Here is a 17,482-nt window from a genome sequence, read left to right on the forward strand (position 1 = left end):
ATGAATCCAAGCCAAATACTTGAAAATTTAAAAAAAGAATTAAACGAAAACGAATACGAAAACTATCTATCAAATTTAAAATTCAACGAAAAACAAAGCAAAGCAGATCTTTTGGTTTTTAACGCTCCAAATGAACTCATGGCTAAATTCATACAAACAAAATACGGCAAAAAAATCGCGCATTTTTATGAAGTGCAAAGCGGAAATAAAGCCATCATAAATATACAAGTACAAAGTGCTAAACAAAATAACAAAAGCACAAAAATCGACATAGCTCATATAAAAGCACAAAGCACGATTTTAAATCCTTCTTTTACTTTTGAAAGTTTTGTTGTAGGGGATTCTAACAAATACGCTTATGGAGCATGTAAAGCTATAACACATAAAGATAAGCTTGGAAAACTTTATAATCCTATCTTTGTTTATGGGCCTACAGGACTTGGAAAAACACATTTACTTCAAGCAGTTGGAAATGCAAGCTTAGAAATGGGAAAAAAAGTTATTTACGCTACCAGTGAAAATTTTATCAATGATTTTACTTCAAATTTAAAAAATGGCTCTTTAGATAAATTTCATGAAAAATATAGAAACTGCGATGTTTTGCTTATAGATGATGTGCAGTTTTTAGGAAAAACCGATAAAATTCAAGAAGAATTTTTCTTTATATTTAATGAAATCAAAAATAACGATGGACAAATCATCATGACTTCAGACAATCCACCCAACATGCTAAAAGGTATAACCGAACGCTTAAAAAGTCGTTTTGCACATGGGATCATAGCTGATATAACTCCACCTCAACTAGATACAAAAATAGCCATCATAAGAAAAAAATGTGAATTTAACGATATCAATCTTTCTAATGATATTATAAACTATATCGCCACTTCTTTAGGGGATAATATAAGAGAAATCGAAGGTATCATTATAAGTTTAAATGCCTATGCAACCATACTAGGACAAGAAATCACACTCGAACTTGCAAAAAGTGTGATGAAAGATCATATCAAAGAAAAGAAAGAAAATATCACTATAGATGACATTTTATCTTTGGTATGTAAGGAATTTAACATCAAACCAAGCGATGTGAAATCCAATAAAAAAACTCAAAATATAGTCACAGCAAGACGCATTGTGATTTACTTAGCTAGGACACTTACGGCTTTGACTATGCCACAACTTGCAAATTATTTTGAAATGAAAGATCACACGGCTATTTCACATAATGTTAAAAAAATCACAGAAATGATAGAAAATGATGGTTCTTTAAAAGCAAAAATCGAAGAACTTAAAAACAAAATTCTTGTTAAAAGTCAAAGTTAAGTGAAAGGATGTGAAAAATAAATTCTAGAGTGTGAAAAAAAGAAATTAAGCAAAGTATGATAAAATACAAATTTGATTATTTTGCTTTGAAAAATTTCACAATTTCAACAAGCTTATTATTACAACGAATTTAAAATTAAAATAAACCAAGGAGAAAAAATGAAGTTAAGTATCAATAAAAATACTTTAGAATCTGCAGTGATTTTATGTAATGCTTATGTAGAAAAAAAAGACTCAAGCACCATTACTTCTCATCTTTTTTTTCATGCTGATGAAGATAAACTTCTTATTAAAGCTAGTGATTATGAAATAGGTATCAACTATAAAATAAAAAAAATCCGCGTAGAATCAAGTGGTTTTGCTACTGCAAACGCAAAAAGTATTGCAGATGTTATTAAAAGCTTAAATAATGAAGAAGTTGTTTTAGAAACCATTGATAATTTTTTATTTATAAGACAAAAGAGTACAAAATACAAACTTCCTATGTTTAATCACGAAGATTTTCCAAATTTTCCAAATACAGAAGGAAAAAACCAATTTGACATTGATTCAAGTGATTTAAGCCGTTCTCTTAAAAAGATATTACCAAGTATTGATACAAACAACCCAAAATACTCCTTAAATGGTGCATTTTTAGATATAAAAACAGATAAAATTAACTTCGTAGGAACTGATACAAAACGACTTGCAATCTATACTTTAGAAAAAGCAAATAATCAAGAATTTAGTTTTAGTATCCCTAAAAAAGCTATTATGGAAATGCAAAAACTTTTCTATGAAAAAATAGAAATTTTTTATGATCAAAATATGCTTATTGCCAAAAATGAAAATTTTGAATTCTTTACAAAACTTATCAATGATAAATTTCCAGATTATGAAAAAGTTATACCAAAAACTTTCAAACAAGAACTCAGTTTTTCAACTGAAGATTTTATAGATAGTCTTAAAAAAATCAGCGTTGTAACTGAAAAAATGAAACTTCATTTTAACAAAGATAAAATCATCTTTGAAGGTATAAGTTTAGACAATATGGAAGCAAAAACAGAACTTGAAATTCAAACAGGAGTGAGTGAAGAATTTAATCTTACTATAAAAATCAAATATTTACTTGATTTCTTAACTTCTATAGAAGAAGAAAAATTCACTTTAAGTGTAAATGAACCTAATTCAGCATTTATAGTCAAATCCCAAGGACTATCAATGATTATCATGCCTATGATTTTGTAATAAAACAAGTAAAAGATAAAGGAAAAATATGCAAGAAAATTACGGTGCGAGTAATATTAAAGTCCTAAAAGGCCTAGAAGCTGTTAGAAAACGCCCAGGTATGTATATAGGAGATACAAACATAGGCGGACTTCATCATATGATTTATGAAGTTGTGGATAATTCTATCGATGAAGCTATGGCAGGACATTGTGATACTATAGATGTAGAAATCACTACTGAAGGAAGCTGTATAGTTAGTGATAATGGTCGTGGTATTCCTGTTGATATGCACCCAACTGAAAATATGCCAACTTTAACTGTTGTTTTAACTGTCCTACATGCAGGGGGAAAATTCGATAAAGATACTTATAAAGTTTCAGGCGGTTTGCACGGTGTTGGGGTTTCAGTTGTAAATGCACTCTCTAAAAAACTTGTAGCTACAGTTGAAAGAAATGGAGAAATTTATCGTCAAGAATTTTCAGAAGGTAAAGTTATCAGTGAATTTGGTGTGATAGGAAAAAGTAAAAAAACAGGAACAACTATAGAATTTTGGCCTGATGATCAAATTTTTGAAGTGACTGAATTTGATTATGAAATTTTGGCTAAAAGATTTCGTGAACTTGCATACTTAAATCCAAAAATCACTATAAATTTTAAAGATAACCGCGTAGGCAAACATGAAAGTTTTCACTTTGAAGGTGGAATTTCTCAGTTTGTTACAGACTTAAATAAAAAAGAAGCTTTAACTAAAGCAATTTTCTTTAGTGTAGATGAAGAAGATGTGAATGTTGAAGTAGCTTTGCTTTACAATGATACTTATAGTGAAAATTTACTCTCTTTTGTAAATAATATCAAAACCCCAGATGGTGGAACACACGAAGCTGGTTTTAGAATGGGTTTAACTCGTGTGATAAGTAATTATATAGAAGCAAATGCAAGTGCTAGAGAAAAGGATAATAAAATCACGGGTGATGATGTGCGTGAAGGTTTGATCGCTATTGTGAGTGTAAAGGTACCTGAACCACAATTTGAAGGACAAACCAAAGGAAAACTTGGTTCAACTTATGTGCGTCCTATAGTTTCAAAAGCAAGTTTTGAATATTTGACTAAATATTTTGAAGAAAATCCTATCGAAGCTAAAGCTATAATGAACAAAGCCTTAATGGCAGCTAGAGGAAGAGAAGCAGCAAAAAAAGCTAGAGAATTAACGCGTAAAAAAGAAAGTTTAAGCGTAGGAACTTTACCAGGGAAATTGGCTGATTGTCAAAGTAAAGATCCAAGTGAAAGTGAAATTTATCTTGTGGAAGGGGATTCTGCAGGAGGTTCTGCAAAACAAGGTAGAGAAAGATCTTTCCAAGCTATACTGCCTTTGCGTGGTAAAATTTTAAATGTTGAAAAAGCAAGACTGGATAAAATTTTAAAATCTGAGCAAATTCAAAATATGATTACCGCTTTTGGCTGTGGTATAGGTGAAGATTTTGATCTTTCAAAACTTAGATATCATAAAATCATCATCATGACAGATGCGGATGTTGATGGATCACATATACAAACCTTGCTTTTAACTTTCTTCTTCCGTTTTATGAATGAACTTGTAGCAAATGGACATATTTATCTAGCACAACCACCTTTATATCTTTATAAAAAAGCTAAAAAGCAAATTTATTTAAAGGATGAAAAAGCTTTGAGCGAATACCTGATAGAAACAGGAATAGAAGGTTTAAACTATGAAGGTATAGGAATGAATGATTTAAAAGATTATTTAAAAATCGTTGCAGCTTATCGTGCGATTTTAAAAGATCTTGAAAAACGTTTTAATGTGATTTCTGTGATACGCTATATGATAGAAAATTCAAATTTAGTTAAAGGAAATAATGAAGAATTATTTAGTGTAATCAAACAATTTTTAGAAACACAAGGACACAATATCTTAAATCATTATATCAACGAAAATGAAATTCGAGCTTTCGTTCAAACTCAAAATGGCTTAGAAGAACTTGTGATCAATGAAGAACTTTTCACTCATCCACTATATGAAGAAGCAAATTATATTTTTGATAAGATTAAAGATAGAGGCTTGGAATTTGATAAAGATATTTTAGAAGTTCTTGAAGATGTTGAAACCAATGCTAAAAAAGGTGCTACTATACAACGCTATAAAGGTTTAGGGGAAATGAATCCTGAGCAACTTTGGGAAACCACAATGGATCCAAGTGTAAGAAGACTTTTAAAAATCACTATTGAAGATGCACAAAGTGCAAATGATACCTTTAATCTCTTTATGGGTGATGAGGTTGAACCAAGACGCGATTATATCCAAGCACACGCTAAAGATGTAAAGCATTTGGATGTGTAAATTTATCATTGAAGAAATCATTTCTTCAATGAGTTTTGTTTTGTAAGAGTATAGCTAGAGGAATTCTTCTTCTTGTATCGTATTTTTCTCCATAATATTTTTCAAGATAATTTAAAATTTTTTCTTCATCTTCAGGTTCTATTTCCCAAAGTCCTTCACTATCTTGCATCCATCTTATAGCTGCTAACCAAGCTTTTCTACTTGCATGCATATTAGTAATGAGATTGGATCCATGACAAGCTAAACAATTTGCTTCCACTAAAGGTGAATCAGGATCGATAATCAATCCTGTATCAGGGTTAATTTCAAGATTTTGAGCCCAACTTGCACTTAAAAACAATACTAAGATCAATATAATTTTTTTCATACTTAAACTCCATAAACATTAACTCTATGGCATGCATTATTGATATATCCTCCTGGATTCCACTGTGCTAAAACCATAGGTTGACTGTTACCTTGACTATCGATAGCTCTTGCCCAAATTTCATAATATCCTTTTGTTGGTATTGATATTTGAGCACTCCATTTTTGCCATGCTAATCTATTTAATGGTTTTTCTACCTTTGCTTTAGTCCATGTTACGCCATAATCATTGCTTATATAAACTTCACTAACTTCAAGTTCTCCAGCCCAAGCTTTACCTCTAACTTCAAATTTTTTATTTGCTTTTATTTCAGAACCATTTTTGATATTAGTAATTACAGATCTTATAGGCATTGATTCTATGATTTTCATCTCGCCTTTATAGTTAAAATCTCCTGGTTTTACCGGATTTACAGGAACTTTATAAGAACCTTCCATTTTTTCACCATCATGAATTTTATTTCTTACTGAAATTTTATAAAGCCATTTACCGCTTGTACTTGCAGGGTAACCACCACAAACAAGTCTAAGTGGATAGCCATTGACTAAAGGAATATCTTTGCCTTCATAAGCCCAAGCTATTAGAGTTTCATCTTGTAAAGCTTTAGAAATAGGAACTCCTCTACTAATAGGTGAAGTTTCTTCACCATTTAATTTTGTATCTATGCCATAATATCCGATATAAACCGCATCATTTTTGATGCCACAATCTTTTAAAATATCTTTTAAACGCACTCCTGTCCATCTACCGCAAGCTACTGCACCATAACCCCATTGAGTTCCTTTTGTGCTAGGTATAACTTCGGATCTACCATTTCCACCGCATTCAACTGTTAAGGCATAAGTATAGGTTTTAAATTTCTTTTTTAAATCTTCTATGGTGTAAGATTTTTTATTGATAATGCTTTCTCCATCGATTTCTAAAGTCCAACCTTTGTGAAGTCTTTCTTTTATCGTTTCTAGGCTTGGTAGTAAGCCATTATTTCTAACAAAGAAATTTTCAGGTTTGGTAAAATCAGAATCAAGAGCATAAATTTCAGTTTCTGCTGTTAATGGTTTTTCGCCATGGTAGATAAGATCTTTTTTACCTTCTATTTTAAAATCAGGCAATTCTTTTGCCAAAGCCTTACTTCCTAAAAAATTCTCAAAAGAAAAATTTGACAATACACTGATGCCAAGCAAACCAAATCCTATATTTTTTAAGAAATTTCTGCGATCTTCTTTTTGATTGTTTTGTTTCATTGAAATATCCTTATATTTTTATGATTTTTTTATTTTATTATAAATTTTTAGGAATTTAATAATTGATTATATTAATCTTTTTGATTAAAAAAATTAATTATTTTTATAATTTTGCATATTAAAATAAAATCATTATATGTTCGAGTTTTATTACATTTTAACTAAGTTTTTTCTACAATTAAATTTTTAAAATTATTTAAGGAATAATTTTGACTTTACTTACTAATCCTATTATTATCAGTGTTGTTTTGATGACTTTACTTTGTTTGTTTCGTTTTAATGTACTTTTGAGTCTTTTGATCTCAGCTCTTGTTGCAGGTGTATTTTCTCATCTTGAACTCGTAGATACTATGAATATACTTATAAGCGGAATGAAAGAAAATTTAAAAACAGCTCTTAGCTATATACTTTTAGGGGCCATTGCCGCAGCGATTTCAAAGACAAATTTAACTGCATATTTGATTAAGATAGTAAGTCATTTTATATCTCATAAAAAATATTTATTGCTTTTGTCTATAGCTTTGATTTCTTGTTTTTCTCAAAATTTAATTCCTATTCATGTGGCTTTTATACCTTTGTTGATTCCACCTCTTTTAAGTCTTTTTAATAAACTTAAAATCGATCGTAGAGCGGTTGCTTGTGCTTTAACTTTTGGACTTACTACGCCTTATATGGTTTTGCCAGTAGGCTTTGGACTTACTTTTCAAGATCTTTTAAAAGATAATTTAAATGCAAATAATGTAAGTGTATCTTTAAATGATGTTACAAATACTATGTATTTCGCTGCTATTTGTATGATAGCAGGACTTTTTCTAGCGCTTTTTGTGTTTTATCGTAAGTCAAGAGAGTATCAAGAAGTAGAAATTGCTAAAGTGGATTTAGAAAATCTTGAAATGACGCGTAAAGAATGGGGTGTTTTAGCTGGGCTTGTTTTAACTTTAGTTTTGCAAATTTTGACTATGAATTTACCTTTATCAGGGCTTTTGGGTTTTGTTTTAATGGTTATTTTGGGTGGAGTTGAATTTTCAAAAGTCAATGAAGTTTTTGATGATGGGCTTAAAATGATGGGTTTTATAGCTTTTGTTATCCTTGTTGCTGCAGGATATGGAGAAGTTTTAAAAGAAAGTGGATCAGTAGTAGATCTTGTAAATTCAGTCGTTCCTTGGATGGAGCAAAGTAAATTTTTAGCAGTATTTTTCATGCTTTTAATAGGACTTATCATCACTATGGGTATAGGTACTTCTTTTGGAACTATACCTATCATAGCTACGCTTTTTTGTCCTATTTGTTTGGAACTTGGTTTTAGTACAGCACTTATTATATTTATCTTAGGAGTAGCAGGAGCTTTAGGAGATGCAGGAAGTCCAGCCAGTGAAACAACCATGGGAACTACTGTAGGATTAAATGCTGATAAACAACACGATCACATTAAAGATACTTGCATACCAACTTTTATTTTTTATAATGGTCCATTATTGATTTTGGGTAGTATTATCGCCATGTTTTTATAATTTTTGCAAATCTATAAAAATATTTTTTAATTTATTTATTTTTAAGATAAAAATTATATCGATTTTAAAAAAATGTATGCTATAATCCTTATAAAGCTAACAAAATTTAAATCAGTCTTATAAGGAGAGCAAAATGGATTTAGAAAATATCCTAGAAAATAATCAAAGCATAGGTTTATATCACCCAAAGAACGAACACGATGCCTGTGGTATCGCTGCAGTTGCTAATATACGCGGTATTGCTTCTTATAAGGTTATTTGTGATGCTTTAGAAATTTTGATGAATCTTGAACACCGAGGTGGTGCAGGAGCTGAAGAAAATTCAGGTGATGGGGCGGGGATTTTAATCCAAATTCCACATGATTTTTTTAAAACTCAAGAATTGGGTTTTGAACTTCCTAAAAAGGGTGATTATGGTGTAGCACAGATGTTTTTATCACCCAATACTGATGCAAAAGAAGAAGCAAAAGAAATATTTTTACAAGGTTTAAAGGATAAAAAACTTGAATTTTTAGGTTTTAGAGAAGTGCCTTTTAATCCTAGCGATATAGGTGCAAGTGCTTTAAAAGCTATGCCTTATTTTTTACAAGCCTTTGTGAAAAAACCAAGTAAAATAAGTGCAGGACTTGAGTTTGAAAGAGTGCTTTATAGTACGCGTCGACTTATAGAAAAAAGAGCTATTAATGTGCCAAAATTTTATTTTTCAAGTTTTTCTTCACGCACCATAGTTTATAAAGGAATGCTTCTTTCAACTCAATTGAGCGATTTTTATCTTGATTTTAAAGATGTCAATATGAAATCAGCCATCGCTTTGGTGCATTCTCGCTTTTCGACTAATACCTTCCCAAGTTGGGAAAGAGCCCATCCAAACCGTTATATGGTGCATAATGGAGAGATTAATACCATACGCGGAAATGTTGATAGCATAAGAGCTAGAGAAGGCTTGATGCAAAGTGAGTATTTTGAAAATTTAGATGAAATTTTTCCTATCATAGCTAAGCTTAGCAGTGATTCTGCAATGTTTGATAATACTTTAGAATTTTTAGCTCTAAATGGTCGTACTTTAGAAGAAGCTTTTATGATGATGGTGCCAGAACCTTGGCATAAAAATGAAAATATGGAAAGCAAAAAGCGTGCTTTTTATGAATATCATTCTTTATTGATGGAGCCTTGGGATGGACCTGCTGCTATAGTTTTTACTGATGGAGTGATTATGGGGGCGAGTTTGGATAGAAATGGTTTTCGTCCTTCAAGGTATTATCTTACAAAAGATGATATGCTCATACTTTCAAGTGAAACAGGGGCTTTAAAACTTGATGAAAAAAATATCAAAGCTAAAAAACGCTTAGAACCTGGAAAACTTTTACTCGTTGATACAGCAAGAGGTAGGGTTATAGCTGATAATGAAATCAAAGAGCATTATGCTAATGCTAAGCCTTATAAAAAATGGCTTAAAAATTTAGTTGAACTTGAAAAACAAAAAAGCGGAGTTTATAAACATCAGTTTTTAAAAGAAGATGAGGTTTTAAAACTTCAAAAAGCTTTTGGTTGGAGTTATGATGAGCTTAAAATGAGCGTGGCTGCTATGGCTCAAAATGGTAAAGAAGCTATAGCAGCTATGGGTGTAGATACTCCTTTGGCTATACTTTCTAAAACTTATCAACCTTTGTATAATTATTTTAAACAACTTTTTGCACAAGTAACTAATCCTCCTCTTGATGCCATAAGAGAAGAGATTGTTACTTCTACAAGGATTTATCTAGGAAGCGAAGGCAATTTATTAAAACCCGATGAAAACAATGCAAAACGCGTAAAAATAGCCTTGCCTGTGATAAGCAATGAAGAACTTTTTGAAGTTAAGGCTTTAAATAAATTTCAAGTTAAAGAATTTTCTATACTTTATGATTATTCTAAAAAAACTTTAGAAAAGGCTTTAGATGAACTTTGCGTTAAGATAGAAGATGAGGTTAAAAAAGGTGTTTCTATTATCATTTTAAGCGATAAAGGAGTGGATGAAAAAAACGCTTATATCCCTGCTTTGCTTGCTGTTTCTGGAGTGCATAATCATCTAGTAAGAAAAAATTTAAGAACACATACAAGTCTTATCATCGAAAGTGGTGAACCTAGAGAAATTCATCATTTTGCATGTCTTTTAGGTTATGGTGCGACTGTTATTAATCCTTATTTGGTTTATGAGAGTATACAAAAACTCATTGCCAATAAAGATTTAAATTTAAGTTATGAAAAGGCGGTAGAAAATTTCATCAAGGCAAGTTCAAGTGGTATAGTCAAAATTGCTTCTAAAATGGGGGTTTCTACCTTGCAAAGTTATAATGGCTCTGCACTTTTTGAATGTCTGGGCTTAAGCTCTAAGGTGATTGATAAATACTTCACTTCTACAACTTCACGCATTGAAGGTATGGATTTAGAAGATTTTGAAAAAGAACTCATTGCTTTACACAAACATGCTTTTAACGATACACATAAGGCTTTAGATTCTAAAGGAATTCATGGTTTTAGAAGTGCTAAAGAAGAACATTTAATCGATCCGCTTGTGATTTTTAATCTTCAGCAAGCCTGTCGCAACAAAGACTATAAAAGCTTTAAAAAATACTCGGCTTTAGTAGATGAAAAACAAGTTAATTTGCGTTCTTTGATGGAATTTGATTTTAGTGAAGCTATCAGTATAGATAAGGTTGAAAGTGTAGAAAGTATAGTTAAACGCTTTAGAACAGGGGCGATGAGTTATGGTTCTATTTCTAAAGAAGCACACGAGTGTTTAGCACAGGCTATGAATAAAATAGGTGCTAAATCAAATTCAGGTGAAGGTGGTGAGGATGAAGAACGCTATGAAATCAAAGAGGGTGTGGATAAAAACTCAGCCATTAAGCAAGTAGCAAGTGGGCGTTTTGGCGTGGATTTAAACTACTTAAGCCATGCAAAAGAAATTCAAATCAAAGTCGCTCAAGGCGCAAAACCAGGTGAAGGCGGACAATTAATGGGCTTTAAAGTCTATCCTTGGATAGCTAAGGCTAGACATTCTACTGCAGGTGTGACGCTTATTTCCCCACCTCCTCATCATGATATTTATTCTATTGAGGATTTGGCTCAACTCATTTATGATTTAAAACATGCGAACAAAGACGCTAAAATTTCAGTAAAACTTGTAAGCGAAAATGGCATAGGAACGGTTGCTGCAGGTGTGGCTAAGGCAGGCGCGAATTTAATCCTTGTTTCAGGTTATGATGGAGGTACGGGTGCAAGTCCTAGAACTTCTATACCGCATGCTGGAATTCCTTGGGAGTTAGGCTTAGCTGAAACGCATCAAACTTTGATCTTAAATAAGCTTAGAGATAGGGTAAGATTAGAAACTGATGGAAAGCTTATGAATGGGCGTGATTTAGCCATAGCAGCACTTTTAGGAGCTGAAGAATTTGGTTTTGCAACCGCGCCTTTGATTGTTTTAGGTTGTACAATGATGAGAGTTTGTCATCTAAATACCTGTCCTTTTGGTATAGCCACTCAAGATACAGAACTTAGAGATCGTTTCAAAGGCAAAGTAGATGATGTGATTAATTTCATGTATTTTATAGCTGAGGAGCTTAGAGAATACATGGCAAGGCTTGGTTTTGAACGCCTTGATGATATGATAGGTCGCGTGGATAAACTCCGCCAAAAAAGTGTGCAAGGTAAAGCAGGAAAGCTAAATTTAGATAAAATTTTAAAATCCTTGCCTACTTATAATAGAACCGCTGTGCATTTTAAAGATTATAAAGACAATAAACTTGAAAAAACGATTGATTATAGAATTTTACTACCACTTTGTAAAAATGCTGTGGAGAAAAAAGAGCCTATCAAACTTTCTTTAGAAGTAGGAAATCAAAGTCGTACTTTTGCAACTATGCTTTCAAGTGAAATTTTAAAAACTTATGGAAAAGATGCTTTAGATGAAGATAGTATCCATATCAAAGCTATAGGCAATGCAGGCAATAGCTTTGGAGCGTTTTTGTTAAAGGGTATTAAACTTGAGATTATAGGCGATAGCAATGATTATTTAGGCAAGGGTTTAAGTGGTGGTAAAATCATAGCAAAAATTTCAAATGAAGCCACTTTTTCACCTGAAGAAAATATCATCGCAGGAAATGCTTGTTTATACGGAGCTACAAAAGGTGAAGTGTATTTAGATGGTATAGCAGGGGAAAGATTTTGTGTAAGAAATTCAGGGGCTTTGGCTGTGGTTTTAGGAACAGGCGTGCATGGTTGTGAATATATGACAGGTGGACAAGTTGTAGTTCTTGGAGATGTGGGTGCGAATTTCGCTGCTGGTATGAGTGGGGGCGTTGTTTATATCTTTGGAAGACACAATGAAGCTCATGTAAATACCGAGCTTGTGGATATTAAAGATCTTAATGCTAAGGATGAAAAAGAATTAAAAGCTGTGATAGAAAAACATATCACTTATACAGATTCTAAAAAGGCTAAAGATATTTTAGAAAAATTCGATAAAAAAGACTTTTTTAAAGTCATGCCAAGAGATTATGAAAAGATGTTAAAAATGCTTGATCTTTGTAAAAATGAAAAAGATCCAAATTTAGCAGCATTTTTGAAAATCACACAAAAATAAGGAGTAAAAATGGGAAATGCAAGAGGTTTTTTAGACTTTAAAAGAATGGATTTTAAAAAAATTGCTCCTAAGGAAAGGGTTTTAAATTTCAAAGAATTTACTATACCTTTGGATAAAAAAGAACAAGAAATTCAAGGTGGACGATGTATGGATTGTGGGGTAGCTTTTTGTCATACGGGTGTGATGAGCGAAGGAAAAGATGTGGGCTGTCCTTTAAACAATCTCATTCCTGAATGGAACGATCTTGTTTATCGTTCTTTATGGAAAGAAGCTTATGAAAGACTTGATCTTACCAATCCTTTTCCTGAATTTACCGGTCGTGTTTGCCCTGCTCCTTGTGAGGATTCTTGTGTGTGTGCGATAAATGGTGTTAGTGTGAGCATAAAAAATAATGAATTATCCATTATAGAAAATGCTTTTAAGGAAAATTTAGTAAGAGTAAATAAACCTAAGCAATACAATGGCAAAAAAATCGCTGTCATAGGAAGTGGGCCTGCTGGGCTTGCTTGTGCCAATACTTTAAATTCACTAGGTTATAAAGTAAGTGTTTTTGAAAGAAGCGATAAAATAGGCGGACTTTTGATGTATGGCATCCCTGATATGAAGCTTGATAAAAGTATAGTTCAAAGACGGGTGGATTTGCTTAAAAAAAGTGGGATTGAATTTAAAGTGAATGAAAATATAGACAGCAAAGATAAGGTTTCAAAACTTCTAAAAGAATTTGATGCTTTGGTGCTTTGTACAGGAGCAAGTAAGCCTATAGATCTTGATATAGAAGGTAGAAAGCTAAAAGGGGTTGAATTTGCTCTTGATTTTTTAACGCAAAATACCAAAACTTTGTTAAAAACAGGCAAGGGTGCAGATATGGCCAAAGGTAAAAATGTCTTGGTTATAGGAAGCGGGGATACAAGTGTGGATTGTATCGCTGTAGCGACAAGACAAGGGGCTAAATCTATAGTGCGTTTTGAAAGAAGTCCAAAAAGACCTTTGCAAAGAAGCCAAAACAATCCTTGGCCTTTAAAAGCTGACATTTTTACTACTGATTATGGTTTAGAAGAAGCCATTGCTGTATATGGCAAAGATCCTAGGGAATATCAAAAAATGACAAAGAAATTTTTAGGAAAAACTCATGTAGAAGGTGTTGAAGCAAATGATTTAAAACGCGAGTTTAAAGAAGGCAAAGCTATAAATGTCGAAATTTCAAATTCTAAAAAAACTTATAAAGCGGATTTAGTGCTTTTAGCTATGGGTTTTAGCGGGTGCGAAGAAGCTATCTCTAAAAATTTTGGAGTGAAATTAGATGAGAAAAACAACATAAGCACAGAAAATTTCCAAACCACTCATAAAAAAATCTTTGCTTGTGGAGATGCTAGAAAAGGACAATCTTTAGTTGTTTGGGCTATAAAAGATGGTATAGAATGTGCTTTGAGTTTGCATCAAAATTTAGCAAAATAATCATAAAAGTTTAAAACTTTTTCGGTGGAGTTTGCAAATTCCAAATTTAGCTATAAATTCTTTATGAGCTTTTGTGCCATAGGCTTTGTTTTTTTCAAATTCATAACAAGGAAAGTCTTTAGCTAAGAAATTCATCACCCTATCTTTACTAACTTTTGCAAGTATGCTAGCTGCACTTACTTGCAAAATGCTAGTGTCGGCTTTGATTTGTGTTTTTATCCCGTTTATACCTAGGTTGGTGTTTCCATCATATAAGAAGTTATTTTCTGTTTTAAAATGCTTTTTTATAAGTTTTAAGCCTTTTTTTAAACAAGTGCTTAAGCCTAGTGCGTCGATTTGTTCCGAAGAAAAAGCAAGTATGAGATAGTTTGAATTTTTGATGATGATTTCATAAAGTTCTTCGCGTTTTTTTTCGCTTAGTTTTTTAGAATCACACAACCCATCAAGTTGTTTGTTCAGTTTGCAAGCTGCCATCATCATAGGACCTGCTAAAGCACCGCGTCCTGCTTCATCAATACCGATTAAATTTATATCAAATTCGTTTAAAAGTTCTTTTGTGTCAAATAAAGTTTTCAAATTTTTCTAAAAAGAAGGGCAAAAATGCCCTTTTATTCTACTGTGATATCATTTTTGATTTTTTCAAAAAGCTTATCACCTATGCCTTTAACTTTTTTAAGATCATCAATACTTGTAAAATTTGCTTCTTTACGGTATTCTAAAATCGCTTTAGCCTTAGCTTCGCCAATACCATTTAAACTTTTTAATTCTTTTAGCGTTGCAGTGTTGATATTTACAGCACCAAAGAGAAAAGCCGTTAAAGCAAAAAATAAAAATAGTAATTTTTTCATTTTCTTATCCTTTTATTAAAAAATAATTATAATATTATCTTAAAAAGGATAAGAATTTCTTAACTTAACCCAAAAATTCGCGTTTAAAATACTCTTTTGGTGCTTTACATAAAGGACAGGCTGCTGGAGCTTTTTTGCCACGATGTATATGTCCGCATACTTCACAAACCCATAATTCTTCTACTTCGCTATTAAAAAATTCTTCTTCTTCAAGCATTTTTTTAAGTGCTAGATATTCTCTTTCGTGTTCGATTTCTACTTTACCAATAGCTGTAAATAATCTTGCTATAGCCTTTTTACCTTCATCTTCAGCAATTTTTGCAAAATTTGGATACATAGTTGTGTGCTCATAGTTTTCACCTTCTGCAGCACTTACTAGGTTTTTTGTAGTTACTTCTAAAGGTTTTCCATCAACGATTTCATGATAAGCTTTAAATTCTGCTCTTGCATGCCATTTTTCATTTTCAGCTGCTTCTCTAAAATGTCTAGCAACCGCATGCCAACCTTCTTCTTCAGCTACATCAGCAAATAAATCGTATTTGTTTCTCGCCATAGATTCGCCCGCAAAAGCTTTCATCAAATTTACTGCAGTTAAATCTGTAGTGATACATTTCATTTCTTCACCACAACAACTAAGCTTACCTCCACCTACATTTTGAACTTCTACTTCATTACCACATTTTTGGCATTTATAGGTTTCATATTGTCTCATTTTGACTCCTTTTTTGATTATCAAAAAGTATTGTATTATAAAAAAATATTTTTGTCAATTAATAATTTTTATCATTTATGAAAATGTATATCAAAATAAATTTCACAAAAATTAAGCTTTGCTAAATATAATTTTAAAAAATTATTATCAGGAGTTACAATGAGAAGCGATGCGATAAAAAAAGGACATTTAAGAGCACCTAATCGTTCTTTACTTCGTGCTTGTGGTTTGAAAGATGAAGATTTTGACAAACCTTTTATAGGTGTAGCAAATAGCTATATAGATATAATCCCAGGGCATTATTTTTTAAATGATTATGCTAAAATCATTAAAGATGAGATACGCAAAAATGGTTGCGTACCTTTTGAGTTTAATACCATAGGCGTAGATGATGGTATAGCTATGGGACATGAAGGTATGCTTTATTCTTTACCAAGTCGTGAACTTATCGCAAATTCTATTGAAACGGTGATGAATGCTCATCAACTTGATGCTTTAATCTGTATTCCAAACTGCGATAAAATTACTCCTGGTATGTTAATGGGAGCTTTAAGGGTCAATGTTCCAACCATTTTTGTAAGTGGTGGGCCTATGGCTTCAGGAGTAACCAAAAAAGGAGAAAAGATCAGCCTTAGCTCTGTTTTTGAAGCTGTAGGGGCTTATGAATCCAAAAAAATTAGTGAAGAAGAATTTAAAGATATAGAATGTTCAGCCTGTCCAAGTGGTGGATCTTGTTCGGGAATGTTTACAGCAAATTCTATGAATACCTTATGCGAAGCTATGGGTATAGCACTAGAAGGCAATGGAACCATTTTAGCTTTAAGTAAAGAAAGAGAAGAGCTTTTAAGAAAAGCAGCGCGTCGTATTTGTGAAATCGCCCTAGATGAACGTTTTAAAATTCGTAATATCATCACTCAAAAAGCTGTGCGTAATGCTATGGTAGTAGATATGGCAATGGGTGGAAGTAGCAATACAGTTTTACACATGCTTGCCATTTCGCGTGAAGCAGGGGTAGCACTAGATATTAAAGATTTAAATTTCATCTCAAGCAAAGTTGCACACATAGCAAAAATAGCCCCATCGCTAAATAGTGTTTATATGGATGATATCCACAAAGCAGGCGGTGTGAGTGCAGTTATGGCTGAAATTTCAAGCAGACAAGGACATATTTTAGAACTTGATGCACTGACCATTACAGGAGAAAGTCTCAAAGAACGCTTAAAAAATGCCAAAATCAAAGATGAAAATATCATTCGTAAAGTAGATAATGCTTACTCAAAAGTAGGTGGGCTTGCCATTTTGTTTGGAAATTTAGCCAAGCAAGGTTGCGTTATAAAAACCGCAGGAATAATCGGAGAAAGAAAATTTAAAGGCAAAGCTGTTTGTTTTAACTCTCAAGATGAAGCTATAAAAGGCATTATTAAAGGCAAGGTGCAAAAAGGAAATGTTTGTGTAATACGCTATGAAGGTCCAAAAGGGGGTCCTGGTATGCAAGAAATGTTAAGTCCTACTTCACTTTTAATGGGTATGGGTTTAGGTGCTGATGTAGCTTTAATCACCGATGGTCGTTTTAGTGGGGCTACAAGGGGTTTAAGCGTCGGTCATATTTCCCCTGAAGCAGCTGAAGGTGGTCTTATAGGACTTTTAAAAGATGGAGATGAAATAGAAATTGATGTAGATGCTTATACTATCCATGCAAATGTAAGTGAAGAAGAAATTGCTAAACGTAAAAAAGAATTTGCATTGCCTCAAAAAGAGGTGTCTTCAAGATGGCTTAGAATGTATCAAAAACTTGTTAGCAATGCTAGTAAAGGTGCGGTTTTAGATATGGAATGA

12 protein-coding genes are annotated in these 17,482 nt (G+C 32.4%); 7 read left to right on the forward strand and 5 right to left on the reverse strand.

What is annotated here, in order from left to right; genetic code table 11:
• From dnaA to gyrB, 3 genes are all read left to right on the forward strand, one after another.
• The gene (dnaA, locus tag FBF20_RS00005; RefSeq protein ID WP_100608100.1) at nt 1-1,323 is read left to right on the forward strand and encodes a chromosomal replication initiator protein DnaA; all 1,323 of its coding nucleotides are present in this window, start codon (nt 1-3) and stop codon (nt 1,321-1,323) included.
• 159 nt (nt 1,324-1,482) lie between these two features.
• A complete protein-coding gene (gene dnaN / locus FBF20_RS00010) occupies nt 1,483-2,550 on the forward strand; it encodes a DNA polymerase III subunit beta (protein ID WP_002873265.1) in 1,068 nt (355 codons plus the stop codon).
• Between the two features lie 28 nt (nt 2,551-2,578).
• Nucleotides 2,579-4,888, forward strand: a complete 2,310-nt coding sequence (gene gyrB / locus FBF20_RS00015) for a DNA topoisomerase (ATP-hydrolyzing) subunit B (protein ID WP_002859723.1) — start codon at nt 2,579-2,581, stop codon at nt 4,886-4,888.
• Nucleotides 4,889-4,913: 25 nt separating this feature from the next.
• Here gyrB and FBF20_RS00020 read toward each other — a convergent pair whose 3' ends face one another.
• Both FBF20_RS00020 and FBF20_RS00025 read right to left on the reverse strand, forming a co-directional pair.
• Nucleotides 4,914-5,255, reverse strand: a complete 342-nt coding sequence (locus FBF20_RS00020) for a monoheme cytochrome C (protein WP_002867504.1) — start codon at nt 5,253-5,255, stop codon at nt 4,914-4,916.
• Between the two features lie 2 nt (nt 5,256-5,257).
• Nucleotides 5,258-6,496 carry a sulfite oxidase gene (locus FBF20_RS00025; protein ID WP_002886500.1) on the reverse strand — a complete coding sequence of 413 codons (1,239 nt, stop codon included), beginning with the start codon at nt 6,494-6,496 and terminating at the stop codon, nt 5,258-5,260.
• Nucleotides 6,497-6,699: 203 nt separating this feature from the next.
• Here FBF20_RS00025 and FBF20_RS00030 point away from each other — a divergent pair, with 203 nt between their 5' ends.
• The 3 genes from FBF20_RS00030 to FBF20_RS00040 all read left to right on the forward strand — a co-directional run bounded on the left by FBF20_RS00030 (nt 6,700) and on the right by FBF20_RS00040 (nt 14,086).
• On the forward strand, nt 6,700-8,007 hold the full coding sequence (locus FBF20_RS00030; protein WP_077409349.1) for a Na+/H+ antiporter family protein: 1,308 nt from the start codon (nt 6,700-6,702) through the stop codon (nt 8,005-8,007).
• Nucleotides 8,008-8,140: 133 nt separating this feature from the next.
• Nucleotides 8,141-12,631, forward strand: a complete 4,491-nt coding sequence (gene gltB, locus FBF20_RS00035; protein WP_002890451.1) for a glutamate synthase large subunit — start codon at nt 8,141-8,143, stop codon at nt 12,629-12,631.
• 9 nt (nt 12,632-12,640) lie between these two features.
• Nucleotides 12,641-14,086, forward strand: a complete 1,446-nt coding sequence (locus FBF20_RS00040; RefSeq protein WP_002859727.1) for a glutamate synthase subunit beta — start codon at nt 12,641-12,643, stop codon at nt 14,084-14,086.
• Here the strand turns inward: FBF20_RS00040 and FBF20_RS00045 are convergent, their stop codons facing one another.
• From FBF20_RS00045 to FBF20_RS00055, 3 genes are all read right to left on the reverse strand, one after another.
• Nucleotides 14,087-14,662 carry a ribonuclease HII gene (locus FBF20_RS00045; protein WP_002853153.1) on the reverse strand — a complete coding sequence of 192 codons (576 nt, stop codon included), beginning with the start codon at nt 14,660-14,662 and terminating at the stop codon, nt 14,087-14,089.
• Between the two features lie 32 nt (nt 14,663-14,694).
• Nucleotides 14,695-14,934, reverse strand: coding sequence for a ComEA family DNA-binding protein (locus tag FBF20_RS00050; RefSeq protein WP_002855574.1), 240 nt, complete (start codon nt 14,932-14,934; stop codon nt 14,695-14,697).
• A gap of 64 nt (nt 14,935-14,998) precedes the next feature.
• On the reverse strand, nt 14,999-15,646 hold the full coding sequence (locus FBF20_RS00055) for a ferritin family protein (RefSeq protein WP_002855562.1): 648 nt from the start codon (nt 15,644-15,646) through the stop codon (nt 14,999-15,001).
• A gap of 159 nt (nt 15,647-15,805) precedes the next feature.
• Here FBF20_RS00055 and ilvD point away from each other — a divergent pair, with 159 nt between their 5' ends.
• The gene (gene ilvD / locus FBF20_RS00060; protein WP_002853088.1) at nt 15,806-17,482 is read left to right on the forward strand and encodes a dihydroxy-acid dehydratase; all 1,677 of its coding nucleotides are present in this window, start codon (nt 15,806-15,808) and stop codon (nt 17,480-17,482) included.

Origin of the sequence: Campylobacter sp. CFSAN093259 (genome assembly GCF_012889985.1) — a bacterium.
Classification (GTDB): domain Bacteria; phylum Campylobacterota; class Campylobacteria; order Campylobacterales; family Campylobacteraceae; genus Campylobacter_D; species Campylobacter_D jejuni.